The sequence below is a fragment of the Paenibacillus mobilis genome, assembly GCF_058267595.1.
Window position 1 is genome coordinate 43,106 of the sequence record NZ_JBZCMS010000002.1, and the last position, 26,645, is coordinate 69,750.

24 protein-coding genes are annotated in these 26,645 nt (G+C 50.9%); 11 read left to right on the plus strand and 13 right to left on the minus strand.

Translation table 11 applies throughout. The features are described 5' to 3' along the window. Nucleotides 1-219: 219 nt before the first annotated feature. Nucleotides 220-876: a GntR family transcriptional regulator gene (locus tag AC3ZPD_RS03355; protein WP_490982861.1), complete on the plus strand. Its 657-nt coding sequence runs from the start codon at nt 220-222 to the stop codon at nt 874-876. Nucleotides 877-977: 101 nt separating this feature from the next. Here AC3ZPD_RS03355 and AC3ZPD_RS03360 read toward each other — a convergent pair whose 3' ends face one another. Then, complete coding sequence (locus AC3ZPD_RS03360; RefSeq protein WP_490982862.1) at nt 978-1,994, minus strand: metal ABC transporter substrate-binding protein; 1,017 nt, start codon at nt 1,992-1,994, stop codon at nt 978-980. Between the two features lie 263 nt (nt 1,995-2,257). Then, on the minus strand, nt 2,258-3,442 hold the full coding sequence (locus AC3ZPD_RS03365; protein WP_490982863.1) for a GTP-binding protein: 1,185 nt from the start codon (nt 3,440-3,442) through the stop codon (nt 2,258-2,260). 272 nt (nt 3,443-3,714) lie between these two features. Between AC3ZPD_RS03365 and AC3ZPD_RS03370 the strand changes: the two genes are divergently transcribed. From AC3ZPD_RS03370 to AC3ZPD_RS03405, 8 genes are all read left to right on the plus strand, one after another. After that, nucleotides 3,715-4,461 (plus strand): metal ABC transporter ATP-binding protein, encoded by a 747-nt coding sequence (locus tag AC3ZPD_RS03370; RefSeq protein WP_490982864.1) that lies wholly within the window; start codon nt 3,715-3,717, stop codon nt 4,459-4,461. Further along, the gene (locus tag AC3ZPD_RS03375; protein WP_490982865.1) at nt 4,461-5,321 is read left to right on the plus strand and encodes a metal ABC transporter permease; all 861 of its coding nucleotides are present in this window, start codon (nt 4,461-4,463) and stop codon (nt 5,319-5,321) included. Before AC3ZPD_RS03370 ends, AC3ZPD_RS03375 begins: the two co-directional genes overlap by 1 nt. A gap of 109 nt (nt 5,322-5,430) precedes the next feature. Next, a complete protein-coding gene (locus AC3ZPD_RS03380) occupies nt 5,431-6,399 on the plus strand; it encodes a metal ABC transporter solute-binding protein, Zn/Mn family (RefSeq protein ID WP_490983420.1) in 969 nt (322 codons plus the stop codon). 114 nt (nt 6,400-6,513) lie between these two features. After that, a complete protein-coding gene (locus tag AC3ZPD_RS03385) occupies nt 6,514-7,992 on the plus strand; it encodes a spore germination protein (RefSeq protein WP_490982866.1) in 1,479 nt (492 codons plus the stop codon). A gap of 5 nt (nt 7,993-7,997) precedes the next feature. Further along, complete coding sequence (locus AC3ZPD_RS03390) at nt 7,998-9,122, plus strand: Ger(x)C family spore germination protein (protein ID WP_490982867.1); 1,125 nt, start codon at nt 7,998-8,000, stop codon at nt 9,120-9,122. Nucleotides 9,123-9,147: 25 nt separating this feature from the next. Next, nucleotides 9,148-10,287, plus strand: a complete 1,140-nt coding sequence (locus tag AC3ZPD_RS03395; RefSeq protein ID WP_490982868.1) for a GerAB/ArcD/ProY family transporter — start codon at nt 9,148-9,150, stop codon at nt 10,285-10,287. A 111-nt stretch (nt 10,288-10,398) separates the two neighbouring features. Next, nucleotides 10,399-11,184 carry a glucose-1-dehydrogenase gene (locus AC3ZPD_RS03400; RefSeq protein ID WP_490982869.1) on the plus strand — a complete coding sequence of 262 codons (786 nt, stop codon included), beginning with the start codon at nt 10,399-10,401 and terminating at the stop codon, nt 11,182-11,184. A gap of 79 nt (nt 11,185-11,263) precedes the next feature. Beyond that, the gene (locus AC3ZPD_RS03405) at nt 11,264-12,994 is read left to right on the plus strand and encodes a glycoside hydrolase family 13 protein (RefSeq protein WP_490982870.1); all 1,731 of its coding nucleotides are present in this window, start codon (nt 11,264-11,266) and stop codon (nt 12,992-12,994) included. Nucleotides 12,995-13,124: 130 nt separating this feature from the next. Here the strand turns inward: AC3ZPD_RS03405 and AC3ZPD_RS03410 are convergent, their stop codons facing one another. Continuing rightward, complete coding sequence (locus tag AC3ZPD_RS03410) at nt 13,125-14,531, minus strand: sedoheptulokinase (RefSeq protein ID WP_490982871.1); 1,407 nt, start codon at nt 14,529-14,531, stop codon at nt 13,125-13,127. A 167-nt stretch (nt 14,532-14,698) separates the two neighbouring features. Between AC3ZPD_RS03410 and AC3ZPD_RS03415 the strand changes: the two genes are divergently transcribed. After that, complete coding sequence (locus AC3ZPD_RS03415; protein WP_490982872.1) at nt 14,699-16,063, plus strand: FAD-dependent oxidoreductase; 1,365 nt, start codon at nt 14,699-14,701, stop codon at nt 16,061-16,063. Between the two features lie 219 nt (nt 16,064-16,282). Here the strand turns inward: AC3ZPD_RS03415 and AC3ZPD_RS03420 are convergent, their stop codons facing one another. The 4 genes from AC3ZPD_RS03420 to AC3ZPD_RS03435 form a co-directional block, all read right to left on the minus strand. Then, on the minus strand, nt 16,283-16,693 hold the full coding sequence (locus tag AC3ZPD_RS03420; protein WP_490982873.1) for a DUF2500 domain-containing protein: 411 nt from the start codon (nt 16,691-16,693) through the stop codon (nt 16,283-16,285). Between the two features lie 205 nt (nt 16,694-16,898). Next, nucleotides 16,899-17,081 (minus strand): hypothetical protein, encoded by a 183-nt coding sequence (locus AC3ZPD_RS03425; protein ID WP_490982874.1) that lies wholly within the window; start codon nt 17,079-17,081, stop codon nt 16,899-16,901. A 203-nt stretch (nt 17,082-17,284) separates the two neighbouring features. Next, nucleotides 17,285-18,571: a WD40/YVTN/BNR-like repeat-containing protein gene (locus tag AC3ZPD_RS03430; RefSeq protein ID WP_490982875.1), complete on the minus strand. Its 1,287-nt coding sequence runs from the start codon at nt 18,569-18,571 to the stop codon at nt 17,285-17,287. An 84-nt stretch (nt 18,572-18,655) separates the two neighbouring features. After that, entirely contained in the window at nt 18,656-19,654 is a 999-nt protein-coding gene (locus tag AC3ZPD_RS03435; protein ID WP_490982876.1) for a polysaccharide deacetylase family protein, read from the minus strand. A gap of 314 nt (nt 19,655-19,968) precedes the next feature. Between AC3ZPD_RS03435 and AC3ZPD_RS03440 the strand changes: the two genes are divergently transcribed. Beyond that, nucleotides 19,969-20,898: an L-lactate dehydrogenase gene (locus AC3ZPD_RS03440; RefSeq protein ID WP_490982877.1), complete on the plus strand. Its 930-nt coding sequence runs from the start codon at nt 19,969-19,971 to the stop codon at nt 20,896-20,898. 141 nt (nt 20,899-21,039) lie between these two features. Here AC3ZPD_RS03440 and AC3ZPD_RS03445 read toward each other — a convergent pair whose 3' ends face one another. The 6 genes from AC3ZPD_RS03445 to chrA all read right to left on the minus strand — a co-directional run bounded on the left by AC3ZPD_RS03445 (nt 21,040) and on the right by chrA (nt 26,593). Next, on the minus strand, nt 21,040-22,149 hold the full coding sequence (locus tag AC3ZPD_RS03445; RefSeq protein WP_490982878.1) for a DUF3900 domain-containing protein: 1,110 nt from the start codon (nt 22,147-22,149) through the stop codon (nt 21,040-21,042). A gap of 165 nt (nt 22,150-22,314) precedes the next feature. After that, complete coding sequence (locus AC3ZPD_RS03450) at nt 22,315-23,232, minus strand: tyrosine-type recombinase/integrase (RefSeq protein WP_490983421.1); 918 nt, start codon at nt 23,230-23,232, stop codon at nt 22,315-22,317. 139 nt (nt 23,233-23,371) lie between these two features. Then, nucleotides 23,372-23,872, minus strand: a complete 501-nt coding sequence (locus tag AC3ZPD_RS03455; protein WP_490982879.1) for a hypothetical protein — start codon at nt 23,870-23,872, stop codon at nt 23,372-23,374. A 38-nt stretch (nt 23,873-23,910) separates the two neighbouring features. Then, nucleotides 23,911-24,678, minus strand: a complete 768-nt coding sequence (locus AC3ZPD_RS03460; RefSeq protein ID WP_490982880.1) for a DUF3891 family protein — start codon at nt 24,676-24,678, stop codon at nt 23,911-23,913. Nucleotides 24,679-25,006: 328 nt separating this feature from the next. Beyond that, nucleotides 25,007-25,282 (minus strand): hypothetical protein, encoded by a 276-nt coding sequence (locus tag AC3ZPD_RS03465; protein WP_490982881.1) that lies wholly within the window; start codon nt 25,280-25,282, stop codon nt 25,007-25,009. A gap of 144 nt (nt 25,283-25,426) precedes the next feature. Then, the gene (gene chrA, locus AC3ZPD_RS03470) at nt 25,427-26,593 is read right to left on the minus strand and encodes a chromate efflux transporter (RefSeq protein ID WP_490983422.1); all 1,167 of its coding nucleotides are present in this window, start codon (nt 26,591-26,593) and stop codon (nt 25,427-25,429) included. Nucleotides 26,594-26,645 lie beyond the last annotated feature (52 nt).

Genomic DNA, 26,645 nt, shown 5'->3' on the forward strand with positions numbered 1-26,645 from the left:
GGCTACCCGCGATTAACTCTTGTATACAAGATTTGTTCTGATCATAAAATATAAGCCTACTGCTGTCAATAACCCATTTTGCTCAAAAGACCCTATATGGAATAATCATATAAACTAAACATAGGACTCCATGATGAAACTGCCCAAAAGAAGCCGCTTTTGTTATTTCCACACCTGTTGTATACTAGTTTAAAATTCAATAGACAAGCAGGAGTTACCATGTCGATCAAAAACGAAATCATGAACGCCCTTAAAAACGATATCATTACCTTAAAATTGAAGCCGGGGAGCCTGCTCAGCGAAACCGCCTTGTCCGAGCATTATCGGATTTCAAGAACGCCGCTCCGGGACGTGCTGAAGCAGCTCAGCTTGGAGTCCTACATAGACGTATATCCCAAGAAAGGCAATATCGTATCTTATATCGATCTGGAGTCGGTCGAGCAAATCATTTATTTGAGGAGCGTGTTGGAAAAAGATATCCTCCAGCACCTGGCGGGCCGTCTGCAGCTTACGGGCATCCATGAACTTAAAGAGATTCTGGACCGGCAGCTGTCCGTCATTCATAAGGAAGACGCGTCAGACCAGTTTCTGAGCCTGGACGATGCTTTCCACCACTGCCTGTTCCGGCTGGCGGGCCGCGAATTCCTGTGGAAGCTGGTTCAGCAGTTTAATGTCCATTACGCGCGGTACCGCAGGCTGCACATGCTGAAGAGAGAAAAACTCCAAGCGATACATGCCGAGCATCAAAGGCTGCTTAAGCTCATGATTCATAAAGAGGCGGATCAGCTCGACGAACTGATTCAGCACCATTTGAGAGAGGATATTAACTCCCGTTATTTGCAGGAAAATTTTTCGGAGTATATCAAAGCCTTCTAGGATGAATCCGGGGAAATAAACGAAAAAAACGCAGCCGGGAGATTTCCGGCTGCGGTAGAGATACGAGAGGCGCTATAAAGGCCTCTCTCTTTTATTTTTTCCTATTCGTTAAGCGCCGTTTTCAAAGCTTCCAAATTTTGGCGCATAATACTCATATAATCATCGCCGTTCTTTTCTTCCTCAGGGGTCAAGCCTTCTATCGGGTTCAAAACAGCGGATTTGGCTCCGATTTCTTTGGAGATCGTATCAGCCACGCTGGAAGAGACCAGCGTTTCGAAGAAAATTGTCTTTACGTCATGCTGTTTGGCAAAATCAACGATTTCCGCCATTTTCGCGGCGGACGGTTCCTGCTCCGGCGACAAACCGGCAATCGGCACCTGAGTCAGGCCGTATTCTTTGGCCAGATAACCAAACGCGGCATGCTGCGTAATAAAGTCCTTCCGTTTGACGTCCTTAAGCCCGTCTTTGTAATCTTGATCCAGCTTTTGAAGCTCAGCTATATAAGCATCGGCATTGGCTTTGTAAGCATCGGCATGATCGGGATCCACCTGGGCCAACCCTTCTTCGATGTTCCCTACCTCTTTGATAGCCAAGGCGGGGGACAGCCAAACGTGCGGATCGAGACCGCCATGGTCGTCGCCTTCTTCTTTTGCCCCCTCATGCTCGTCTTCGTCTTCTTCTACAAAACCGTCCATGATATCTAGTCCTTTGCTGGCTTCGATCGTAGTCAGGTTTCCGCCCGTTGCGCTGGAAGTGACCTGATCGACCCAGCCTTCCAGGCCTGCTCCGTTGTATATCAAAACGTCAGCGTCCGTAATTTCCGCAAGATCCTTTGCTGTCGGCTCCCAGTCATGCGGCTCCACTTCAGCTGGAATCAAAACCTGCACATCGGCTAAATCCCCAGCCACATGGCGGGTAAATTCATACATCGGGTAAAAACTGGCTTTGATTTGAAGTTTTTTGCCGGATGCTGAAGCCGAAGTCTCCGGCTGTCCGGACGCGGCCGGCGAGCTGCTGCCTCCGTTAGCGGATCCCGCATTGCCATTAGAGCCGCAGCCGGCGGCTAGCAGCACGAAAGATAAAGATAGAACAGCAAGCAGTCGTTTCTGTAATTTCATAGATTGATTACCCCTTTTTTTTAATCATAGATTTAAGGCCATTGTTCCTGCAGGACGTTTCATTAACCTTATGTAGATCGTAATTAAGCGTAATTCTTACGATTAGACCTTTTAATATTATCGTAATGATTACGATTTGTAAACCCGCCTAAACATTTCTCTGGTGAAGCATCTTTGGAGAAGCAGCCAGCCCCTTTTCTTGCCGGCCGACTTCTCCCTTTCCATCCAACAATAGCTTTCATAGGGTAATAGAGTTTCGTGGGTCACATTTTGGGCAGCGGGTCCCTAAGTTTGGTCCAGTCGCCCGCCATTTCTTCAGGCGTTAATAAAGCCAGATCCAAGCTGCGGACGATCTCCTCCTGATTCATATCCACGCCGATAAACACCAGCTTGGTGACCCGGTCGCCGAATTTCTCGTCCCAATCGGGTGAGCGGTCTTCCTCCCGGACCCCGTAAAACTCCTTCTCCTGCTCCGTGAGTGCCGATACCCACAGCCCTGCGCTGGATATCGTTTTGGAGCTTCCGGCCTGGCTGAACGAATAAGCGTTCCTGTTGCGTGTGGCCAGCCACAGCAAACCTTTGGAGCGGACCACTTCAGCGGGCCATTTTCCCGCCCATTTCATGAAACGTTCGGGATGGAATGGAATTTTTCTTTTATATACAAAAGAGTGAATGCCGTATTCCTCGGTTTCCGGGGTGTGCTCTTCTTTCATCAGCTCTTTGATCCAGCCTGCCGACTGGCTGGCCTTCTCGAAATCAAACAAACCCGTATTCATGATGTCTTTCGGATCGACTTGCCCCTGAACCGTACGGACGATTTTCGCGGAAGGCTGAAGGCTGCGCAGCACAAGTTCCAGGTGCTCCAGCTCTTTCTCCTCAACCAGGTCGCATTTATTGATGACCAGCACGTCACAGAATTCCACCTGTTCGATCAGCAGATTAACGATTCTGCGGTCATCCTCTTCACCCGCTTCCTGTCCCCGGTCCTGAAGCGTTTCGCTGGAATGATAGTCTTTGAGGAATTCAGGCGCATTAACGACGGTTACCATCGTATCCAAGCGGGTCAGCCGCGTAAGGTCGATCCCGTTCTCCTCATCCACATAGCTGAAGGTTTGCGCAACAGGCACCGGTTCGCCGATTCCAGTCGATTCAATGAGAATGTAATCGTATTTCCCCTCCGTGGCCAGACGCTCCACCTCCAGCAGCAAGTCCTCGCGGAGCGTGCAGCAAATACATCCGTTGGACATCTCTACCAGCTGTTCGTCAATCCGGGAAATGCCGCCTCCTTCCCTGACCAGATCCGCATCGATGTTGATTTCGCTCATATCGTTGACGATCACGGCAACCCGGTAACCCTCCCGGTTGTTTAGCACGTGATTTAGCACGGTCGTTTTTCCTGAGCCCAGATAACCGCTTAATACGGTTACGGGAATTTTTTCAGCAGACATCGGTTCAGCCCCTTTCTTTAATCGTAAAAATTACGATTAAGCAAATTGTAAAGGGACTTGGCCCTGCGAGTCAACCCTTAAGAGCGGCAAAAATTTTGAAAAACACCTTTACAAGTTCCCTTTCGTATATTACATTAATGCCAAATAAGTTTCCTTAGGTAAACATATTTGTTTTCGTTTAATAATTTGTCCCATGTATAAAAGAATGTCCATTGGCTAAAAAAGAACAGCTTCCCCCGGCTTAAAAAACTGATTTGAAAAGGAGAATGAACATGTCTATCCCCGCCGCTTCCGTGAAAGCCCTATTTGTTTCCTATCACGGAAAAGCCGCATTAGACAACGTGACTTTTGAGATCGCCCCCGGAAAAAGAGTAGGCATTATCGGTCCGAACGGGGCCGGCAAATCCACGCTGCTGAAATCGATGCTCGGTTTGATCCCCAAGGACCATGGCGAAATCCGCCTGCTCGGCAAACCGGTTAAGGAAGTCCGAGCCCGGATTGCTTATGTCGCCCAGCGCAGCGAAATTGATTTTACGTTTCCGATTACGGTGCTGGATACCGTTCTGCTCGGCACTTACCCCAAGCTGGGCTGGCTGCGACGCCCCCGCAAGACGCACAAGGAATGGGCTTATCGCTGCCTGGAGAAGGTCGGCATGGCCGATTTCGCCCGCAGGCAGATCGGCGAGCTGTCCGGCGGCCAGCAGCAGCGGGTTTTTCTGGCCCGGGCATTGGCGCAGGAGGCGGAAATCTTTTGCCTGGATGAACCGTTCGTCGGCATCGACGCCGCCAGCGAAGAAGCGATCATGCTTCTGCTGAAGGAACAGCAGAAGGAGAACAAAACCGTGCTGATCGTGCATCATGATCTCAGCAAAACCTCGGAATATTTTGATGAGCTGGTGCTGCTTAATGCCGGATTGATTGCCGCCGGCCCTGTTCAGGAAGTATTTAAGCCCGAAACGATGATGAAAGCTTACGCTTCACAGCTGGCTTTTTTTCAGACGAAGGAGGTGAAGGTTTAATGGATTTCATCTATGCGCTGCTTGAATACCCGTTTCTGCAAAATGCACTGCTGACCTCCGTAATGGTAGGGATTATTTCCGGCGTGATCGGATGTTTTATCATCCTGAGAGGGATGGCGCTTATGGGCGATGCGATCTCCCATGCGGTGCTTCCGGGTGTGGCCCTTTCCTATATGTTTGGGCTCAACTTTTTTATCGGCGCCGTGGTTACGGGGGTGCTGACTGCGCTTGGCATCGGTTATGTCAGCCAGAACAGCCGGATCAAAAACGACTCGGCCATCGGCATCGTTTTTACCGCCTTTTTTGCGATCGGCATTATTCTGATCACCTTCGCCAAAAGCTCCAGCGATTTGTACCATATCCTCTTCGGCAATGTGCTGGCCGTCAGGGCAGCCGATATGCGGATCACTTTTATCGTTGGGCTGCTTATCCTGCTGCTCATCTATCTGTTCTATAAAGAACTGCTGGTCAGCTCCTTCGACCCGGTAATGTCCAAAGCGTACGGCCTGCCGAACCGGCTGATCCATTATTTCCTGATGACGCTGCTTACGCTGGTAACCGTCGTCTCCCTTCAGACCGTCGGGATCATTCTTGTCGTCGCCATGCTGATTACGCCGGCCTCGACCGCTTATCTGCTGACGAACCGGCTGTCGGTGATGATTCTGTTATCCGCCTTGTTCGGCGCCTTGTCCGCCGTAATCGGACTTTTCTTCAGCTACCAGTACAACCTGGCTTCAGGCGCCGCCATCGTGCTGGTGTCCGCCGTCCTGTTCGGACTTGCGCTTGCTTTATCGCCGAAACAAGGCGTGTTATGGCGTTTGCTTCTGGCGCGGAAACGGAAATCGAATCTGCAGGCCTGAACCTTCAATCATCACATTAATGAAATAAAAGGAGGATTTGAACATGGAAGCCATGATTCGGCCCGATAAACACTCCCTCAAGAAACGCGGTAAACAACCGTGGAAAACAATAAAGACCTATTTCGTGCTTTGCCTTACGGCACTGGCTTTGATGCTGGCGGCGGGATGCTCCTCCGGTCCGGCGAGTCCCAGTGCAAGCAAGCAGTCCGGGCCAAACGGCGCCGGGCAAGGCGACAAGCCGGTCGTGCTCACGACCAATTCCATTTTGTATGATATCGTCCGGCAGGTTGGCGGCGAAAACCTCTCTCTCTACTCCATAGTGCCGGTCGGCACGGATCCGCACGAATACGATCCGCTGCCTGCGGACCTACAGCACGCAAGCGAAGCCTCGCTGATTTTCTATAACGGATTAAATTTGGAAACCGGCAACGGATGGTTCAGCAAAATGCTCGAAACCGTGGGCAAATCGCTGGAAGACGACAGCGTTGTGGCTTTAAGCGAAGGCGTACAGCCCAAATATCTGACTTCCGCCGGCAAAGAATCCGAGCAGGATCCCCATGCCTGGCTTAATTTGGAAAACGGAATCCGGTACGTTCAAAATGTGCGGGATGCTTTAAGCCGCATCGATCCGGCGAACGAAAATACTTACGAGTCGAACGCGGCAGGATACATGGCCGAGCTGGAGAAACTTCATCAGGAAGCCGTAACCCGGTTTGCGGACATCCCTAAAGAGCGGCGCATATTAGTGACCAGCGAAGGCGCATTTAAATATTTTTCCGCCGCTTACGGACTGGAAGCCCAGTATATTTGGGAGATCAATACGGAAAACCAGGGCACTCCGGATCAAATGCAGCGGATTGTCGATATCGTCAAATCGAAGCGGGTCCCCGCCCTATTCGTGGAAACCAGCGTTAATCCCCGCAGTATGGAAAGTTTGTCCGAAGCGACCGGCGTTCCGATCGCAGGCAAACTGTTTACGGACTCTACCGGCAAGCCGGGCGAAGACGGAGACAGCTATTTGAAAATGATGCAGTGGAACCTGGATCAGATCCACCGCGGTTTGTCGGAAAGCGAATAACCTTGTTATGGATGGGTTTACGTTTCCAGGGTTTCCTGCGGAATCCCAAACGTATAAATTTTTCCTGTTTGATAAACCTTAAGTAACACCAAATCAAGAATGGATGATAACCCTATGGCCCGTCCGGACCTCTCGGATCTTGAGCTATTTCTGGCCGACTGCCGTCGTTCCAGCGATTTCATAACCTTTCCTCTTCCTTTTTTCCATTCCGGTTTCACCTTTATGTACTACGAAACCTTAATCAGCGGGGATACGTTTTCCCGGCTGCTACATAACCTGCAGAATCCGGAAAAGGAAATATCCGTGACCACGCTGGAAGATATGCTGCTCTATCTCCCGATAGAGGGTATGGAAATTACGGAAGATACCGAGCAAATCAAACACCGTTTGCTAAAGGGGCATTTATTGATCCGGGAGGATGCGGAGAACCGCTTTGCTCTGGTCCCGCTTCCGAGCAAAAAAGGCATGCGGACCAACAACGAAACCGATATTGAATTCAGCGTCATTGGCCCCAAGGTCGGTTTCGTCGAGGATTTGGACACCAATCTGCATCTCGTCCGCACCCAGCTGTGCACGCCGGATCTGATCGTCAAAGAGGTGACCGTCGGCTCCACTTCCAAATCCAAGGTTATCATTCTCTATCTTGACAGTGTAGCGAACCCCGAAAATGTCGCAAAAATGACGAAACGGCTGTCCGCCATCGATTTCGAAATCGTGTTCGATACGTCTCAATTGGATCAGCTTATTTCGGATAACTCCTTTACCCCTTTTCCGTTGTTTACGACTACCGAAAGAAGAGACCGCGTCGTCTATGCCCTTTCGCAGGGCCAGGTTGCCGTAATTAGCGAAGGATCACCTTATTTTATAACCGGTCCTTCGACGTTGTTTGATTTCTTCATTTCTCCAGAAGACTATTACATGCCTTGGCTGCTGGGTTCATTTTTCCGGATGATCCGTATTTTCGGGGTTATCTTTACGCTGTTCGCTTCCTCGCTGTATGTCGCTTTAACTACTTATCATTATGAAGTTATTCCGAAGGAGCTGTTAAGCCGCATTATCTACTCCAGGCAAAACGTCCCGTTCCCGCCCGTGCTGGAGGTTTTAATTCTTGAAGCAACGATTGAATTTCTTCGCGAAGCCGGTGCACGGCTGCCCAGCCGGATCGGCCAGACTTTAGGCATCGTCGGCGGGGTAATTTTGGGCCAAGCCGCCGTAGAGGCCGCTTTGACAAGCAATATCCTGATCATTATCGTTTCGCTGTCCGCGTTAACTTCCTTTGTAACACCTATTTACAAAATGTCGAACGCGATTCGCTTTTTGAGGTTTCCCGTTATCATCCTGGCTGCCATTTGGGGAAGTTTAGGAATAGCCATATTCCTCAGCTTTCTGATCATTCATCTCTCCAGGCTGAGATCGCTCGGGTATCCGTATACGGTCCCTTTTTATCCGCTGCGAGTAAAGGATCTGGGAGACAGTCTTATCCGCTCCTCTTATACCCAGATCAACAGACGGCCCACTTTTTTGAAAACGGGTTCCAAGATCCGCTATAAACCGGACAAACGTAAACGCACCACTGATTTTGATGAGGAGTGAAGGCTTTGAGCAATCTTTCAGGCATTCGTGAAAGCAGTCGTAGAGCAGTGCTTCTCAGATTGGTGTTGGCATTTCTTCCTTTTGTCCTTCTTTGCGGCTGTGGAAACTCGCAGATCATTAATCGGATCAAACTGATCCAGGTAGCGGGCTTTGACTTGGAAGGCAAGGAAGTCCGGGGAAGCGCATTGATCGGGGATTACAGAGAAAAAGAAAAGACGACCGTACAGCTGATGAAAAGCAGATCCACCAACAGTTTCGATATGATCCCTCTGCTGAATGAGGAATCCAATGATCCTATTGAGTACGGACAAATGAGAATGCTGGTTTTTGGAAAGGACTATGCCAAACGCGGCATCGGGGAGGTATTAAATATTTTATCCAGGGACGTAAAGGTGTCCAGCAGGCTGATATTAGGCGTTTCGGACTCTCAAGCCGCGGATCTCCTGAAAACCTCCGTGAATAGTAAAGATCCTTTGTACTTAATGAACATGGCCATGCAAAACACCAAATATGCAAACCTTCCGGAACAGAACCTCCACCTCGTGCTAAAGGATTTCTATCGGGGAGGCAAGGATCTTTTTCTGCCCTCCTTTAAGGTGGATACGCATGGAAACATTAAAATCAGCGGAATTGCTTTGTTCGCCGAAGACCGATGGGTTTGCAATATGGATAACGAACAATCGTTGTGGCTGAAGATTTTGACCCAAAATGCCAAAAACGGAACCTTTGTTATGCCTTTATCCGATTCCGAAGCCCAAATAGACCGTGTCGCCCTTGTTAAAATAGCTTCCTCCAAGCCTGTTTATTCCCCGGTATCCTTTGATCGTCCGTCGCTAAAAATCAAAGTCAAAGGCCAAATTGTCGTTCGGAACATCCCTCAGGACATCAAGCTGGAGTCCCCTTCCGAGCTTGAAAAATTCGAACAGCAATTGGAAAAGTATATGAGTTCAAAACTGGAGGCTTTTATCCGCTATTGCTGCTTAAAAAATGTTGATCCCATTGGCATAGGGGAGATTTTTAGAAGCAAGGATCGGCATTGGAACGCTAAACGGTTTTATGCCGCTTATCCGTCCCTCCAGACGGAAGTGCAGGTTCAGCTGAAGATCATCCAGTGCGGAACGCAGGATTAATTCCCTGTAAAAAGGAGGGCGGAAAGTGAGCAAACTTGTAAAGGACAAATATACGGTTTCACCCATCCATCTGTTTTTTTTGACGTATGTAAGTTTGGTCAGCGTGGGAATGATGAATTTTCAACATGAAATCGTGAATCCGGCCGGGAATGACGCCTGGGTTTCGCTGCTGTTCTCTTCCCTTTGCATCCTGGTCATCTTTTGGATGATGTTCCGCCTGCTCGGCGCACAAAAACCCGAGCAGGCAAATCTTGTCGGCATACACCAATCCTACTTCGGCAGAAGCGCCGGAATGATTCTGAATGCCGTATTTGTTTTTCATTTTCTGCTGGGCGCCTTCAGCACCTTCCGCTTTTATCTCGAGGTGATACAAATCTGGATTTTTCCTATGATGAATTTGTGGCCGATCAGCCTGGTGCTGCTGGGATTGGTCTATTATCTCGTTAGCGGAGGTTTTCAAGCCATTGCAGGCATGTGCTTCTGGGGAACCCTCTTTATTTTCTGCTTTATTTTTCCCCAGTGGATGCTTGTATTCCCCTTCCTGCAGATCCGAAACCTGCAGCCCGTAATGAATCACAGCCCTCTGGAAATCCTGCAGTCGGCTAGAATAATGTCCCGTCAATTTATTGGCTGCGACGTATTGCTGGTTATTTATCCGTTTATCCAACATAACAAGAAGCCCTCTAATAAATGGGGGTATTGGGCGGTGACGGCCTCTTGTTTGGTCTACTTGCATATGCTGCTGGTCGCCCTGATGTATTTCTGTCCCGAACAGTTAAAATTGATTTTATGGCCTACGCTAAGTCTGGTTTCGATGGTAGAGATTCCCCTTATGCAAAGAACGGAATATATTGTCCTCACTTTATGGATGCTTAAAATATTGGCACTTATAGGCTTAGGGGTTTGGGCATCTTGTCATACGTTAAAAGCCAGCATGCGCATTAAACCGCGAATCAGCCTGGCTGTCATATTATGCGGCTTCGCGGCCCTTTTGTTTGTCGTTACCAAACCACGCCATATCGAATGGGTTATGGATCTGTATGGAAGGGTCGGAGAATATATCATCTTCGTCTACCTTCCTGTACTGTTCGTTCTTTCTGAAATCGTCCGGTTTTGGAGACGGAAAACCAACAAAAATTCCGGCGGTTTAAACAGCGTAAATTGAGGTCCGCCCGAACGGCTCCCCTTACCTCCTTCCCCTCCCTTATTGAATCCGCAAATAATGGGTTAATAAATGGTGGGTTTACATCATGAATGAGGACGGGAGGAAAACATCATGTATACGGATCTGGAAGGAAACACAGTCATCCTTACGGGGGCTTCGACCGGGATCGGCAGAGCTATGGCTTTGCGGTTTGGGCAGGAGAAAGCCAACGTGGTGATCAATTATTTTAGCGGCAGAGATAACGTGGAGCCGTTGATCAAGGAAATCGAATCTTACGGCGGGAAAGCGATCGGCGTATTCGGCGACGTCTCCAAAGAAGAGGACGTGAAAGCTTTGATCCAGGCCGCGCATGATCAGTTTGGTTCGATCGACGTTATCGTGAATAACGCCGGCATCGAAAATGAAGTCCCGTCGGAAAAGCTGGCGCTCCAGGATTGGCAGCGGATTTTGGACGTAAATCTGACTGGAGCTTTTTTGGGCTGCCGCGAAGCCATCCAATATATGCTCGACCATCAAATCAAAGGGCGTATCATCAACGTCTCCAGCGTACACGAGATGATCCCTTGGCCTCATTTCGTTCACTACGCAACCAGCAAAGGCGGCATCAAAATGATGACCGAAACGCTGGCGTTAGAATTCGCCCCCAAAGGGATCCGCGTCAACAACATCGGCCCCGGTGCCATTAACACGCCGATTAATGCCGTAAAATTTGCGGACGATAAACTCCGGGCCGGCGTGGAGTCGCTGATCCCGCTCGGCTATATCGGCAAACCGGAGGAAATCGCCGCCGTTGCCGCCTGGCTCGCCTCCTCGGAATCGAGTTATGTGACGGGCATCACCCTGTTCGCAGACGGCGGCATGACCAAATATCCTTCTTTCCAAGGCGGGAAGGGTTAAAGCCTTCACTTCACCCTGCATGCAGGAACGTACCGGAGGCATCCCTTTCATATTCGCAGAGGCAAAGGAGGATTTTTAAATGAATACGATGTGGTGGAAAGAAGCAGCCGTTTACGAGATTTATCCTTCCAGCTTTAAAGATTCAGACGGCGACGGGTTCGGAGATCTTCAGGGCATCATCTCCAAGCTGGACTACCTGAAGGATTTGGGCATCGATGTCCTCTGGCTCTGTCCGATTTATCAGTCCCCGGGCAAAGACAACGGCTATGACATCAGCGATTATTACGCCATCGATCCCAAGTTCGGAACTATGGACGATTTTGAAGAGCTGCTGATGCAGGCCCATGCCCGCGGGCTGAAAATCATGATGGACCTCGTCCTTAATCACACCTCCGATCAGCACGCCTGGTTTAAGGAATCCCGAAGCTCTAAGGATAATCCCAAACGAGATTACTACATTTGGCGTCCTGGCCATAACGGCTTGTTCCCCAACAACTGGGAATCGTACTTCAGCGGTTCGGTCTGGGAGCATGACGGCGAAACCGATGAATTTTACATGCACCTCTATTCCAAATACCAGCCGGACCTCAATTGGCGAAACGACGAGATGGTGCACAGCCTGTACAAAATGATCCGCTGGTGGCTGGAGAAAGGCATCGACGGCTTCCGCTTCGACGCGATCGCCCATATCGTCAAAACCAAGGGACTTCCGGATGCCGACGATCCGCAGCATTTGCCTGTAGTGCAGGCGTACCAGCTGTTTTCGAATCTGGAGAAGGTCCATGTGATGCTGCGCAAGCTGAATGAAGAAGTGCTGATGGATTACGACATTATGACGGTTGGCGAAACGTCCGGGCTGGGTCCCGAGCAGGCTCTGGAATATGTCGGCGACGGACGGCATGAACTCAACATGGTCTTTCAGTTTGAACACATGTATCTGGATGCGGCTTCTGCCGGGACGGGAAAATGGCAAACCCGCTCTTGGACCTTGCTGGAGCTCAAGAAAATCATGAGCCGGTGGCAGACCACCCTGCACCAAAAGGGCTGGAACGCCAACTATCTGGGCAACCACGACCAGCCAAGACCGGTCTCCAGGTTCGGGAACGACGGCGAATACCGAGTGGAGTCGGCAAAAATGCTGGCGACCTTTATGCTGACGCTGGAAGGAACGCCGTATATTTTCCAAGGCGAAGAGATCGGGATGACGAATATCGCCTTCGAAGAGATCAGCGAATACCGGGACGTGGAGACGCTGAACTTTTTCGAACAAGCCAAGCTGAACGGTAAACCCGCTAATGAGACGATGAAAGCCATTCACGCCAAAAGCCGCGATAACGCGCGAACCCCTATGCAGTGGAATGACGGCAGAAATGCGGGATTTACGGATGGAGAGCCCTGGATCAACGTCAACGATAATTATAAAGAGGTTAATGTCGCTTCAGCCGTCCGGGATCCGGATTCAATTTTTCATTATTACCGCAGCCTGCTCGCTCTCCGGAAGCAGCACAAGGTAATCGTATATGGTGAATATAAGCTGCTTATGCCGCTGGATCCGGAGCTTTATGTATATACCCGCACTTTGGACAAAGAGACCTTGCTGGTCATATTGAATTTCTTCGACGGGACGCCCGATTTCGAATGGCCGGAGAAACTCCGCAAAGCGTCGAGAGGGCTTTTAATATCCAATTACAAGGTGGAAGACGAAGACAAAGGCCAACATCCAAATGCTTCAGAACACGAGAATACGAAAGAAGCCGATGAAAAAATCACCCTCCGGCCTTACGAGGCCAGAGTTTACAAATTGACATAACAAGCATGAAAGGAAAACCTCAGCATTAGTCCGTTCAGAATGGGAAGGAGTCCTCTCTGGGGACTCCTTTTTATGCTTAATTGGCACCCCAACCGAGAGATACACGTGACTTTCCGTAAACCGGGTCAGGCTACTCCGCCGGCTGCAGTTGTTCAATAAACCGACCTGCCTCGCGAAAATTTTCCACACTGCTGCTGCCGACCGCAGCGCACAAAGCCGCTCCGATCGCCGCCTCTTCCGGGGAAGGGCTCAGCTTCATCGGCATCCCGAAGACTTCTTCCGCTTTGCCCCGCAAGACCGGATTGGACCTTAGCGCATTTCCGGAGCCGGCAAGCCGGGTAAGCTCGAGCGTATGGAAATCCTGCAGCCCCCGATAAAAATCATGCAGCTCCTGCACCATCCCTTTCAAAAAAGCATGGGCCAAACGGCCGGGCGTAAAGTTGTCCAAAGTTACGCCTTCAATGCTGCCTTTGGCCTCCGGATCCGTTCTTGTCCCCAGAAACAAAGGGCGGACCGCGAGCCCCTGCTCCTGCCCCGGCGTTTGCCGCAGCAGTTTGTCCATAAAGGCATAAACATCCCGCGCCTGCCGCGGCTGACCGGTGAAGGCTTCAATTATATCCTGAAAAAAACGCTCCAGCAGCGCATAGGATTTGCCCCCGCTCAGCGCCGCGCCGACCATCAGCACTCCGCCGCCTGGATATGGGCGGGCTTCCATGCCCGCCGGCACTACCTCCAGCTTGGCACCGGGTTCCGGCAAATACACAGACAGCTGGCTGCCGGTCCCGATATTCACCAGCACGGTCGTTTCCGGATCGGCAACGCTGCCGAGAAAACTCGCCTGATTGTCTCCCAGGGAGACATACACCGGAATGCCGCGCGAGTTATATCCAACCCGCGTTCCCGAAGGGACAACCTGGGGAAGCAAGGAGGCGTCCAGCCCCGCACGGCTGACCGCCATCCGGTCGAAATCGCCCAGCTCCGCGCTGTAGCCTCCGATCGCGGCTGCCTGAGTCGCATCGAGCAGCGGCTGCCGGCTGCCGGTCAGCCTGATCGCCGCATAATCGGCAATCGTGCACATCGAAGCGGCCGTTGGGGGAACAAGCCCATGCCCGGCATTATAGGCGTGTGTAGCCAGGCCGTAACCCGGAGCCAGCGGGCTGCCGATATCATCGCTTGTCCGCTCTGCATACGTCCGGGAATCTCCCGGCACCGCCTGTCCTCCCCTGGCGTCCTGCCAGGTATAAAGCGGACTGACCGCCAACCCTTGGCCATCCACATAAACAATGCCGTGCATCTGCCCGGTTAAGCCGATCCCCGCCGCTTCCGGTTCCAAGCCCAGCAGCCGGTCTAAAATCCGCTTCGTTTGCCGCACGATGGCCTCGGCGTCCTGCAGCCGCTCCCAATCCTGCTTTCCTTTCAGGAAGCCGCGTTCATGATCCTCCGTGAACCGGTGCAAAACCCGGCCTTCCTCCAAATCACAGATAAGACCGGTAATTGTAGTGGTCCCTATATCCAAACCGATAAAAATACGACGCATAAGGCCGCCCCTCTCTATATCCATAGATAAATAAATGGCAAGTACAAAAGGAAATGAATGCGATTGCATTTTTGAACAAAACGTGTCTATTTCTATGGACGCGCTTTCATGAATAACATATACTAATAGTGAATTGAATCGCGAACATGAAGCCTGACTGAAGAAATTTGCAGCTTTGCTCCACAAACCTTGAGGAGGTACGATTCATGAAAATAGCCGTGATCGGCGGAGGACTTGCCGGCCTTACCGCCGCAGCCTACCTGTCGGAGCATCCCGACGTGGAAGGCGTCGTCTTTGAACGCAGCCCGCAGCTTGGCGGTCGTGCATTTACGTATCAGAAATCCGGATTTACCCTGAATTACGGCGCGCATGCCGTTTACGGCATCGATCGCAATACGATTTCTCAAATGAAGCAGGAGCTGGGACTCCAGTTTGAAAGCAAGCAGGTCGATAAACGGAGAGTGGTTTATGCCAAACACAACCAGCTGACCCTCGCCCCTCTTGATTTCATGAACATTGTAAAGACAAACGTGCTGTCAGCTTTTGAGAAAGTCCGTTTTGTCGGCGAAGTCGCTGCCATCATTGCCAACATTCATCAATTAAAAAACTACCCGACGCTAGGCGAATATCTGGATCATTCCCATGCCTCGGACGATGTCAAAGAGCTGTGGGAGCACCTGGTCTGCTCCAATTTCTTTATTACGCCTGAAGAAGCCCGCAAAGTGCCGGGCACCGTTATTGCCGAATATTATCATAACCTTTTCCTTTCCTCCAAGCCAGTCAACTATATTCTCGGCAGTTGGGCGGTCATTACCGATCAGCTGCAGCAAAAGATTGAAAACAGCGGCCGCTGGACGATTTCGGTCAAAGAACCGGTGGAAACGTTCCGCCAGGAAGGCGAATCGCTTATTCTGAACACGAAAACACGGGAAAACCTGGAGTTTGACGCCGTCATCTTCGCCATTCCGGTGCAGCAGGTCAGCAAAATCATGGAAAATACGCCATGGGAGGCCGCTCTATCCCCTTTTGCCGGCAACACCAGCACCGAAGTGATGGTGTACGACGTCGGTTTCTCCAAAGTGGTAGCTCGCCCTTTCCATTACATCAGCGATATGGACAACAAAATGTTCATCAGCGACGTTTCGGCCACCGACCATACGGTCGTTCCGGAGAACGGCCAGCTGCTGCAGGGCATCGCCTACCTCAATGACCATTTCGAATCGGACGAGGAACGCAAAGCCTATATGGATCACAAACAAAGCCGGATGGAGCAGCTGTTCGACGAATATTATCCGGGCTGGCGGGATTCGGTTGAGGTCAAACGCGTTTCGAAAAAGGCCATGGTTTCCAGCGTCAAAAATATCGCGTCCAACCAGCTCCTTCCGAGCACGCTGGCCGGGGTGCCGTTTTACTTCTGCGGCGACGGCTGCGTAGGCAAAGGGGAACTCGCGGAGAGAGCATTCTCCAGTGCCCGCCAGGTGGCGCAAGCGCTGCTTGATAATTTGAACAAACCGGAAGCGTTGTCCTCGTAGCTAAAGTGAGTACGCACTTGATCTGCTGGACACACAACAGCCCCGCAAGGAACCGTTCAGGTTGCCTCCGGGGCTGTTTGTTTTTTGTTAAGATCCTCCTGCACAAAACCAAATCCCCGCTTTCTTCTTCAACCTAACGTTGTTCATCTTAGACTTCTACATCCCATCCAACCTGGTGGACAGCCCGGCTGTGGGCACGGCTCTATCGCACGTGCGGACTTAATGACTCCGGTGAATATCCGGAAACTGGCGGGCGTAACCCTGCACATGGCGTCTGAAGCCAAGATACCGCGTGCCCTGGAACGTAAGATTGCCAAGATCGCCTTCCGCCGTCTGGCCATACTCTTCGCCCCGGACTTCAAACTCTAACCGGTCTCCGCTTTCCACTTCAAAGGTGATAAAATAGCGGGTTACGGAACGATGGGTATCCGAATCGCTGCTGTGCCGGTAGCTGACCTCGGTTCGTTTGCTCGTGACCGTAGTTTGTACCGTCAACACCGGCTGACGGTTGTTCCGAACCCACCGGTAAATCCCGCCGCTGGCCGAAATCGCCAAAATGCCTAAAATGACAATAAAAAACACGGGAATAACCGAACCCGTCACATCAAACATTTCCAATCCGGTTAGCATGCCCACTCCCCTCCTTGGCTTCGGAAACGGTGAACTCAACCTGCTTTCCCCGCTTGTTCTAAATATATGCGGGTCAAACGGAAACTTGATTACCCGGTCGTACAAGAAATGCGGCAGCTCGTCCTTTTCCTACAAAAATAACCTCCCCCCGTTGATTCCGGGAGAAGGTTATCTGCAAGCCGCAAAGCCGCTGCCGGCTTGCCGGTTAAGCATAATAGTCCATAAGCAGCTGACGGGTTTCGCCGGCTTCTTCTTCTTCAAGCAGGTTGTTGGCCGCCCAGCATTCTCTGCAGATTTCTTCGGTCGTGCATTCATGGGCATCCGTACAAGTGTAGCAGAATTGGAGCAGGTTTCTGGTAGTCGTATTATCAAATAATTGAGTTTTCATTATCGTTCACTCCTTAGGTGGGTTTGATTTTTCTTTGCTGCTGCTTGGTTTTTAATGCTCTTCCTCTTTACACGTTAAATATATCACAAGACTCTCTATAATTATGTGATTTATTTCACAAATATAAAAACCGTCTCCGCTTCGGGTCCTTTAAATGAAATAGACAATAAGGCGAACATAAAAAAAGCCGGCACAATGCTTGTTTAAAGCATCTGCCAGCTACGTCCGCCGTCTTTGGTAGAAAGAAGCCGCGAGGTATTTTCCTCGCTGTTCTGCACGAGAATCCAGCCATAATCCGGTGAAATGAATTGCAGCTTTACGACCTCCGGATAGTCCTTTAAGGTTGCGACCAGCTTAGGGCTTTCAGGCAAAGGAGTCCAGCTTTTTCCCTGATCGGCGGTATGATATAAATCGTGGCCCTGCAGACTCCAGCCTTCCTGTTCATTCACGAAAAACGGCGCGAGCGCCGCATTCACACCCGACTGCCAAAGCAGCGGGAAATCGACGAATTGGAACGTTGTCCCCCCGTCTGACGTAAAATAGGCGCTGTACTTCGAGGCCGTACCTTTGGCGCATCTTACCGGGATCATTCCCGTTTGTCCGCTTCCATTAAAAAACCGGATTTCCTCCGCCGTATAACTGTCGCAGTCTCCCAAATCCTGCTTGTTAAAGAAAGCTGCGCTGGCCTTCCAATGCTGCCCGCCGTCGCTAGTAGTAAAAAGATCCGGTTTTATCAATTCCTGAAGAAGCACATATCCCTGCTGTTCTGTCGTAAAATTCATATCCGTATAATAGCCGTATTGCGGAAGGTTTGCCAAAGTTCCCGCCTGGCCGGAGCTGACGACCTCGTCTTTGGCGGCTACCCATGTTTTCCCGCCGTCATAAGTATTATAAAGGGATTTCTTCTGGTTGCCGGGAGAAGCCGAGCTTACGGAGACAAGCCAGCCCCGGTCGGGAGATGCAAAATAAACGCTGCTGGGACTGGCGTTCGACGGCAGCGACGATATTTTCCAGTTCATGCCCCCATCCTCGGTCCGAAGCAGGATTCCTTCTGTAGAACCCTCCGCTTTCCTCATGATCCAGCCGTGGCTTTGATCCAGAAAAAACATCTCTTTCCCGTAGCTGATCTTACTCGGAAAAGGGATGGTGGCCGCCGGCGAAATATTGGTCCATGTCGCGCCTCTATCGCTAGTCGTATAAAGCCTTAGCTCGCCGCGGGTAATGCCCCAGGCCACGCCTGTCGTTTCTGTCATCAGCTTAAAATCGGTCAACCGGGTTTGAATCTGATATTTTTGGGTCGATTCTTCCGACGCCGCTCTCTCCGACTTGGCCGGTTCGGGGTTCACAACAGTGAGTACCTGGCCATTTTCCTGATTGTCCTCTTCCTGTAAGGGAGCAGATGCCGGTGTAGTAGTTCCTCTGGCTGTGCAGGCAGACAACAGCGTGCAGCCTGTCAGCAGGACGATCATCGTGTGCCGCCATTTCCTCAATCTGTTCTGCCTCCTTTTTAAAATCATCTTTCACCATTATAAGAAAAAGATCGGGTGAAGTCTATGTAAGCGCAATCACGATGCTTATAAACGGTCATCATGTGCAAAATTCACGACCAGATGATGGTCGGGTTTATAAACGGCAAACGAGTACCCTTTCTTTTTCAAGTAGCTTATCACTTGCGGCAGAGCAGTTACCGTCTGTTTGGTTTCGTGCATTAATATCACGTTCAGATTGCCGTGAACCTGGCGTTTGATTTGTCCCATGATTTTTTCAGGGTGGTTTTTGTAGCTCCAGTCCTCTGAATCCACCGTCCAGTCCCACATTTTAAAGCCGGCCTCTGCAATATCGTCCCGGAACTGCTTATCGATTTGCGGCGCGCTGCCGTAAGGAGCTCGGATCAGGTCCACCTCTTTGCCGGTGATTTTCTTGAAAAGAGCTTGTTCCTGCTTAAATTCCTGAATGAAATTGGCGGAATCTCCGCTTTTGTAAAGTTTGTTGTAGCTGTGGCTCATGCTGTGCAAACCTACGAAATGGCCTTCATCCAGCAGACGGTTCACCTGTTTCGGATAATGCTTCAAATTCTCGCCAATGGCAAAAAAGGTAGCGTGAATGCTGTTCTTCGACAAAATAGCCGCAATCTGATCACTGTATGGACTAGGGCCGTCGTCAAACGTTAGGTAGACCGTTTTGCTGGTTACGGACGAAGGCTCCAGCGGTTTGTCCGTTTTCCCCGGGATTTGTGATGCTGCATGGTCAAAGGCTCCGGAAGGCGCTTGAGAGGCTGCCGGTTTGACCGAAGGGGATGGAGACGGACTCGGCTTTGGAAGGTCTACGGAAGGTTCCGCCTCTTGGGAGGGCTGGCCGCTTACCTGAACGGCGCTGTTTTCATCCGTCTGCTGCGGATCCGCTGCTAAAGCCGGACGGCTGACCGTTTTGTCGCCGGTTGATGTCGAAGCCGTGCTTGCCGTATATACGGACGCAGCCGCTAAGACTACTACTGCTGCAGCCAATAAAGCATTAACTCTGCGCAGCGTTACTTTTTTGCGTTTTTGACTTTTATCCTTTTGCTGCTTCGCCATTCCTCACCAAAGCCTCTCTGCACTCAACTCTCTCTAGTAATAATAGGATAATATAAAAAATAGAGTCGTGTCTTACAGAATGGTTACATCTGGGGTTACAAACTTCTCATAATTGCAGGTTATTAGGGATAAATGGCGATTCGTGGAAAATCATTTTGCTTCAAAAGGAGGATATTGGAATTTGAGCTTTTTAAGCTACAATAGAAGAAATGGGACAAGGAGGGCTGCAAAGGCTGGACAAACGTCTGCCGATTCTGGTGAAAATCGTACATAATTGGGTAAAATAACAAAAACCGTGCAAAGGAGAAATGAAAATGACCCAAACCTCACAACGCGCATCCCGGGTGGTTGTTATCGGGACCGGCGCAGTTGGAGCTACTACGGCCTATACCTTATTTTTAAGGGAGCGGGTCTCCGAGCTTGTCCTGATCGACGCAAATCGCGAAAAAGCGCTGGGGGAAGCGCTGGACATGAACCATGGCCTTCCTTTCACCGGCGGCGTCAAGCTGTGGGCAGGCGACTACAGCGACTGCAAAGACGCGGACATCATCGTCATAGCGGCCGGCTCCAACCAGCGTCCGGGGGAAACGCGGATTGATCTGCTGAAACGGAATGCCGCGATTTTTGATGACATTATCCGGAATATCGTCAAATATAACGATCATGGCATTCTCCTTGTAGCCACAAATCCGGTTGATATCCTTTCTTATGTGTCGCTGAAAAAAAGCGGATTTCCGGTCAACCGGGTCATCGGTTCGGGCACGCTCCTCGACAGCGCGCGTTTTCGTTATTTGATCGGCCAGAGCAAAAAAATCAACCCGCGCAGCATCCATGCCCACATCGTCGGCGAACACGGCGATTCCGAGCTGCCGCTCTGGAGTTTGGCCAATGTGGCCGGGGTCGGTCTCGACATCAGCGATGAAGACAAAGAAGACATCTTCAGCCGCACCAAAAACGCCGCTTATGAAATCATTAACGCCAAAGGCTCCACCTCCTACGCGATCGCCCTGGCCTTGGACCGGATCATCGTATCAATCCTCCAGGATGAAGGTTCGGTGCTCAATGTGTCCACCCTTCTGACGGATTACAACGGCGTTTCCGACGTTTACCTCGGGGTTCCGAGCATTGTGGACCGTTCCGGCGTACGTGAAGTACTCGACATTAAGCTCAGCCAGGGAGAACTCGAGCGCTTCCAGGCTTCGGCGAACAAATTGAAGGAACAAATCGCCAGTCTGGATCTGTAAAAACGAAAAAGTCCGCGCCCCATAAGGGAAGCGGACTTTTTGACTTATCGAAGGCAGAAAACCAACTATTTAATGATGTTAATTAAATCAATTAATGTCGTTAAGTATATCAAGTTATACTCAAACTGATGAAGGCCATAATCAATAAGGAAGTCCGTCATCGGGCTCCTCCACTTTTTTATGGATTAACCGTTCGGCCACATCCTGAAAAGTTTCGGGCTGCAGCAGTTCAACCGGCGAAAACCCTTTATCGAACACAAACGAGTCTCCCTCCAGAATAACGGCATAACGGCCATTTAGCTTGGAAAAGTGAATTTTATCGCCAAAATCGGCCAGCTTGCCTTTCACCAGCGTATCGCCGATACGGAATTTCAGCTCGATTTCCGGTTTGATTTCGATGATTCGTTCCGCGGCTTCAACCACCTCTGCCGGCTCCCATTTTTCCTGAATGTCCCGTTTCTCGCTGGCCGCCCAAAGTTCGATCTCCCGCTCCACCTGCTGCCTTTCCTCATGGGCTTCATCCGGCCATTTGCTCTCGACAAACTGCTGCACGCTGTTCAGGACATGATCGTTAACAATCTCCGGAATTGACTGCTCGTAAGTAACAAACTTTAGAAAATCCTCGAAATACCGGGCATGGGAGGTCTGGTGAATCTTGAGCTCCCAGTCATCGACCATCCCTTCCTCCAGCATATAAGGGTACATAATCGATTTCATGCTTCGGGCGCTGATCGCCATTTCCACTTGGTTGACCAGGCTGCGTTCGTCCGAGATACGGGCTATCTTTTGTTCGAAATCGCATTTGAGTAGAAAAATAAACGGGTCCTCCGAGTAATTCTCCAACGTGGCCTGAACGGCAATCAGGGCGCCCCCTCGTACGGCGCTGGTGTCGAGATAAGCCCTCACCACATCGTCGCAGGCATACTGGAACTCCTGTTTATCGGAGGCGGCGCGCATGCGGGCGAACATATTAAAATTGGGATTGCTGTCCAGGCCGTAGTCCGGTTCCACGATAAACCGGCCGATTTTGGTCGGCGCTTGTTCGGCGGCTGGATTTTTTTCGACCTTCCGTTTGGCGATCCGGTTCAATTCCCCCTTCAGAAACCGCTGAATTTCGCTGTCGATATATTCCTCTCCGTCCAGCGTTTGAAAATGTTTGTAAGATAAATTCAGATTGTTATTGCCACCGGCATTTTCTTGCCCGTCTGCTTGGATGACAAAAAAAGACAACATTTGAACCAGAAACTTCATGCAGGCAAACCTCTCTTCTCTAGGGTCAACGGATGATATGAAGAATTAAAATTTTATCATAAAGATGGATCTGTCGTACACCATCGAGTTCGTTCATAAGATAAATAATTAATATCATTAAACTTTTATAAGTTTACATAACATTTTATATGTAAATATAAATGATTAAATGGGAACCCGCAGTTCAAGCTTCGCCATTGCTTCTTCTTTTTCCCGGCTTGTAATATGCGTATAAACCGTTGTCGTCTGGATGGACGAATGGCCGAGCAGCTCCTGTACTGTCCGGAGATCCGCCCCGCGCCGCAGCAGCATCGTCGCAAACGAATGGCGCAGCTTATGACTGGAATAAGCCATTTTTCTGCTTTCCGGCAGGCCGGCCTGAAACCGCTCGAAGGTGTCGGACGCCATTTGCTGGATACAGCGGATGGATAACCTTTTTCCTTTTTGCGAGATAAACAAGGCGTCTTCTTTATTTCTCCAAGGATTTAGCCGCCGGTCCACCGCAGCTTCCAAATACGGCAATACCGCTTCCGGAATCGGGATCGCCCTCCATTTTTGCCCTTTGCCCAGCACGCTGAGCGTTTTGGTTTCCGGATTGTAATCCGAAAGATTGAGGCCATGCACCTCGCCTACCCGCAGGCCCATATATCCCATCAGCAAAAAGATCGCAAGATTCCGGGTTTTGTATTTCCCGTCAATATGCTGCAGGAAACGTTCCAGCCCCTGCTCGTCCAGAAAAACAGGCAGCCGGTTTTTTTCCGTTTTGGATTTTTTGATGCCAGCGGCAGGGTTTCCCTCTAGCAGCTCCAGCTCGTTAAGGGCTTTAAAAAAACAATGAACCGAAGCATGCTTCCGGTTTCTTGTAGCGTTTGAAATGCCTTTTTCCCGGACGGAGGTCAGATAGCTGACGATGTGAAGCTTTTTCACCCGTTCCAAGGGTTTCCCCTCCAGGCTGTCCAAAAATTCGCCGACATCGCTTAAATAAGATCTTTGCGTATACGGCGTATAACCGGCGTCTTTAAGCCAGATCAAAAAAGCGTCAACGGCTTCTTCATAATCCTCTATCCGTTCTTTCACCGTGATCCTCTCCTTTCCTATGGCACCTGGAGCTTTTGCAGCCTCGGACCGGACGCGGGCAGATGCCTTGTTCTCTTCATGGATTCGGACAAAGCAAAACCGGCTCACCGCCGGCAGATTTGCTTCGTTATTTTTACGATCAGCCTCAGTTTGTTAGTTCCGTCAAATCGGCCGCATCCGTGACATCCGCACTTTGCACGCCTGCATCGGCGCCGCCCACCAAATCGAGAACACCTATAGCCAAGGCGCCAATAGCCGCCGCTTTGGTCAGGTTTTTAGCTCCCTGCAGGATCAGCTCTTTGTCCTTGCTGCGGACGCCTTCCGCTACGTCTTTGCCGTTTTTATAAAGATAACCAACCCCGTCGGTCACACCGCGTATCGTGGTTCCGACTGCCGTGCCCATGTCCTGGGCGCCGGACTCCACTTTCTCTTCATTGCGGGTCGCAAGGCCCGCTCCAACCTCCCAGACGCCGCTGGCTGCGTGCCCGAGCACCATGCCCGTCTTCGCCGTGGCCTGTTCAACGCCGTCGCCGATCTCTTTGACAAGCTTAACACCCGTCAGCTCGCCGACCACCCGAATGCTGCCGCCCAGCATCAGCCCGGTAAATTCACCGGTTGCTTTCCCCGCTTTTTTGAGCCATGTCATTTTGATCAGCCTCCTCAGCTTTAATTCTCAGGTTACTGTTATTTGACCCACACGGAGGCGGTACGCGGCGAGGAAGCTTTGTAGGCCGTTTCCCCGCCCATCTGCTTGATGCGTTCTTTGGCCAATTTTCTGTAAGTTACGCTTACTTCCGTTTTGCCGGAAAATGGAGTTGGCAGTACCTCAACCTGCTCCTTATCTTTCCAGAAAGCTTCAAGCGGCTTTCCGTCCGCCGGATTCAAAAATTCCGTATTTGCAAACCCTTCCTGAAACCACGGATGCTCCGCTTCTTTGTCTGCCCCGGGTTCATTCATGCATATATATAAGGAAAGATCATCGCAAAGCTGCAATAAACGGAAATGCCTGGTGACGTCCGGATCTTCGGCTTTTAATAAAAGTCCCTGCCTGATCCGCTCCTGCCGCCTGGTTTCCCTTCGCAAAAATTGCTGCCAAGGCGCTTCATGCGCCTGCTGCGTAAAAGAAGCAAAATGCAGGCTGCAGATCAGCGCCGCGTACGGGCTCATTTCCTCGACCTCATCCAGGCCTTGCTCGTAAGCCTCCAATTTGGGTTCAAGGGGATAATCAACAAACGTATACGGCCTTCCGGCCTCTTCGTTCCAAAGCGGTTTTCTATCCAAGGCGATCCAGCCGCGGTCATGCTCAAAAACGGCCGTCACCAGATCGGCAGCAAAAGGTTCGTCAGGCCGCAATATATCGCTCCTCAATTGCTTGGCAAATTCACCGGCCAACCTGCCATGTTCGTGCTGCTCGATCATCACCAAACCCATATCATGTTCACGAACGATCATAAACGGCTGCTCCTTTGTCTTTTTTCAAAGTTATGTAAAATTCCCGTGTTCGAGAGTAAATCTAAGCTGTGCTTACCGTTTATTTTAACATACATCTGCCTGAATTCCGATTTTTAAATGGCTCAGAAATGAAATTGCGTATAATTTATGTTATACGCAGTTTTTTTTGAAGCTAATTCGGCGTGATTCGACGTAAATTCCTTCCCGAAAAAAAGCGAGCCGTCCCTGCGGTCATCCCGTTTCGCAGCTCGCGAAAAAGGAGAGCCCAATGGGCTCCCCTTTTCCAAACGGAATAGCAACGGCGGAAATACGCCGAGCCGAGCTGCTTCTAATCCTCCTGCACGGCCTCTTCTGCCGATTGGAGTCGTTTTTGTTCTTCCGTTAACGCCTCGTTAAGCAGATCTACGCCTTGTCCGAGTTCAGCGCTTTGTCCGGCTTCGGCAACCGCATGCTCTGTATGCGCCAAACGGTTTTCTGCCTGCTCCAGCATCTGTTCGGTCGGATGGCTCAAAGCCTGGGATACCGCATTATGCAGTTTATTTACGGCGATTTGGGCGCGGGCCACCGTGTTATTTTCATGTAAACTGGAATCGTAATCTTTCATGGATGAATAAGCTCCTTTCCTCTGCCACCATAGTCTTCAATAGGTTGCTTTAGCAAGGCCAAAATTATGCACGAACACCAGCCGCGGCCCAGTCGGTAGTCGGTCTCTCCCACTCTTTCTTCCTCCTCGCACACCAAACGCCCTTTAAACGACCGCCAGCAGCGTGCCTCCTGCAGCCCCCGCCAAAACCACGATCCAGGGAGGCAGCTTCCAGAATACCAGCATGAGAAACAAAACGGCGGCAAGCACCAAATCATAGGGAACGACTATCGCCGTTACAAACAGCGGATTATATAAAGCGGCCAGCAAAATACCTACAACGGCGGCGTTCACGCCGACCAAAGCTCCCTGTACCCTGCGGCTGCGGCGTAAGCCGCCCCAAAACGGCAGCACGCCAACCACCAGCAGAAAAGCCGGCAGAAAAATCGCAACCGTCGCCCAGACCGCTCCGGCAACCCCATGCATCAAAGCTCCCAAATAAGCGGCAAAAGTAAACAAGGGCCCGGGAACTGCCTGCGCAGCTCCGTATCCGGCCAAAAACTCGTTTTGGCTGAGCCAGCCGCTGGGTACAACCTCTTTCTCCAGCAGCGGCAGGACGACGTGACCTCCTCCGAACACCAGCGAGCCCGAACGGTAGAAGCTGTCAAACATCGCCATCCCAAGATTGTCCGATTGTTCCCGCAGCAGCGGCAGAGCTGCCAGCAATACGATAAAAAAAATCAGGCAGCCAATTGCGGTTCTTCGGCTGACCGCCGCCGTCAAATCCGTTGAAGCTGCCGCCGTCTCGTTCCGGAACAGCAGGATGCCAAGCCCTGCGGCGGCCGCCATCAGCAGCACCTGGCTGTAGGCCGTTTGCCAGATGAGCGATACGCCAAGCGCCAATACGGCAAGGGAGGCTTTTTTGCGGTCATTGGCCAGCTTTTGTCCCATGCCGAGTACCGCTTGAAGGACAATGACGACGGCAACGATTTTTAAGCCGTGGATCCAGCCTGCTGCGCCCATATCGAAACCTTTGAGCAGGTAGGCAAAAAGCACAAGGGCAACGACGGACGGGAGCGTAAAGCCCAGCCAGGCCACTAATCCACCCAGCAGCCCCGCGCGAAGAAGGCCGATGCCAATCCCGGCCTGGCTGCTCGCCGGCCCCGGCAGCAGCTGGCACAAAGCAATCAGATCGGCATAACTATGCTCGTCGAGCCATTTTCTTTTTCGCACATATTCGTTATGAAAATACCCCAGGTGGGCGATCGGCCCGCCGAAGGAGGTCAAACCCAGTTTTAAAGAAACTTTCCCCACTTCCCCTAACGCGGCCATTCGGCCGGCTGGCCTATCCTTTGCCGTTGCCTTCATCCGTTCTTGTCCCAGC

What these genes read in the sequence shown, in the direction of transcription:
- AC3ZPD_RS03360 (WP_490982862.1), bottom strand. Translation starts at nt 1,994, where the DNA reads ATGAAATTACAGAAACGACTGCTTGCTGTTCTATCTTTATCTTTCGTG.
- AC3ZPD_RS03455 (WP_490982879.1), bottom strand. Translation starts at nt 23,872, where the DNA reads ATGACATGGCTCAAAAAAGCGGGGAAAGCAACCGGTGAATTTACCGGG.
- AC3ZPD_RS03410 (WP_490982871.1), bottom strand. Translation starts at nt 14,531, where the DNA reads ATGCGTCGTATTTTTATCGGTTTGGATATAGGGACCACTACAATTACC.
- AC3ZPD_RS03400 (WP_490982869.1), top strand. Translation starts at nt 10,399, where the DNA reads ATGTATACGGATCTGGAAGGAAACACAGTCATCCTTACGGGGGCTTCG.
- AC3ZPD_RS03460 (WP_490982880.1), bottom strand. Translation starts at nt 24,678, where the DNA reads ATGATCGTTCGTGAACATGATATGGGTTTGGTGATGATCGAGCAGCAC.
- AC3ZPD_RS03465 (WP_490982881.1), bottom strand. Translation starts at nt 25,282, where the DNA reads ATGAAAGATTACGATTCCAGTTTACATGAAAATAACACGGTGGCCCGC.
- AC3ZPD_RS03435 (WP_490982876.1), bottom strand. Translation starts at nt 19,654, where the DNA reads ATGGCGAAGCAGCAAAAGGATAAAAGTCAAAAACGCAAAAAAGTAACG.
- AC3ZPD_RS03365 (WP_490982863.1), bottom strand. Translation starts at nt 3,442, where the DNA reads ATGTCTGCTGAAAAAATTCCCGTAACCGTATTAAGCGGTTATCTGGGC.
- AC3ZPD_RS03370 (WP_490982864.1), top strand. Translation starts at nt 3,715, where the DNA reads ATGTCTATCCCCGCCGCTTCCGTGAAAGCCCTATTTGTTTCCTATCAC.
- AC3ZPD_RS03355 (WP_490982861.1), top strand. Translation starts at nt 220, where the DNA reads ATGTCGATCAAAAACGAAATCATGAACGCCCTTAAAAACGATATCATT.
- AC3ZPD_RS03375 (WP_490982865.1), top strand. Translation starts at nt 4,461, where the DNA reads ATGGATTTCATCTATGCGCTGCTTGAATACCCGTTTCTGCAAAATGCA.
- AC3ZPD_RS03445 (WP_490982878.1), bottom strand. Translation starts at nt 22,149, where the DNA reads ATGAAGTTTCTGGTTCAAATGTTGTCTTTTTTTGTCATCCAAGCAGAC.
- AC3ZPD_RS03405 (WP_490982870.1), top strand. Translation starts at nt 11,264, where the DNA reads ATGAATACGATGTGGTGGAAAGAAGCAGCCGTTTACGAGATTTATCCT.
- AC3ZPD_RS03420 (WP_490982873.1), bottom strand. Translation starts at nt 16,693, where the DNA reads ATGCTAACCGGATTGGAAATGTTTGATGTGACGGGTTCGGTTATTCCC.
- AC3ZPD_RS03425 (WP_490982874.1), bottom strand. Translation starts at nt 17,081, where the DNA reads ATGAAAACTCAATTATTTGATAATACGACTACCAGAAACCTGCTCCAA.
- chrA (WP_490983422.1), bottom strand. Translation starts at nt 26,593, where the DNA reads ATGGCCGCGTTAGGGGAAGTGGGGAAAGTTTCTTTAAAACTGGGTTTG.
- AC3ZPD_RS03440 (WP_490982877.1), top strand. Translation starts at nt 19,969, where the DNA reads ATGACCCAAACCTCACAACGCGCATCCCGGGTGGTTGTTATCGGGACC.
- AC3ZPD_RS03385 (WP_490982866.1), top strand. Translation starts at nt 6,514, where the DNA reads ATGGCCCGTCCGGACCTCTCGGATCTTGAGCTATTTCTGGCCGACTGC.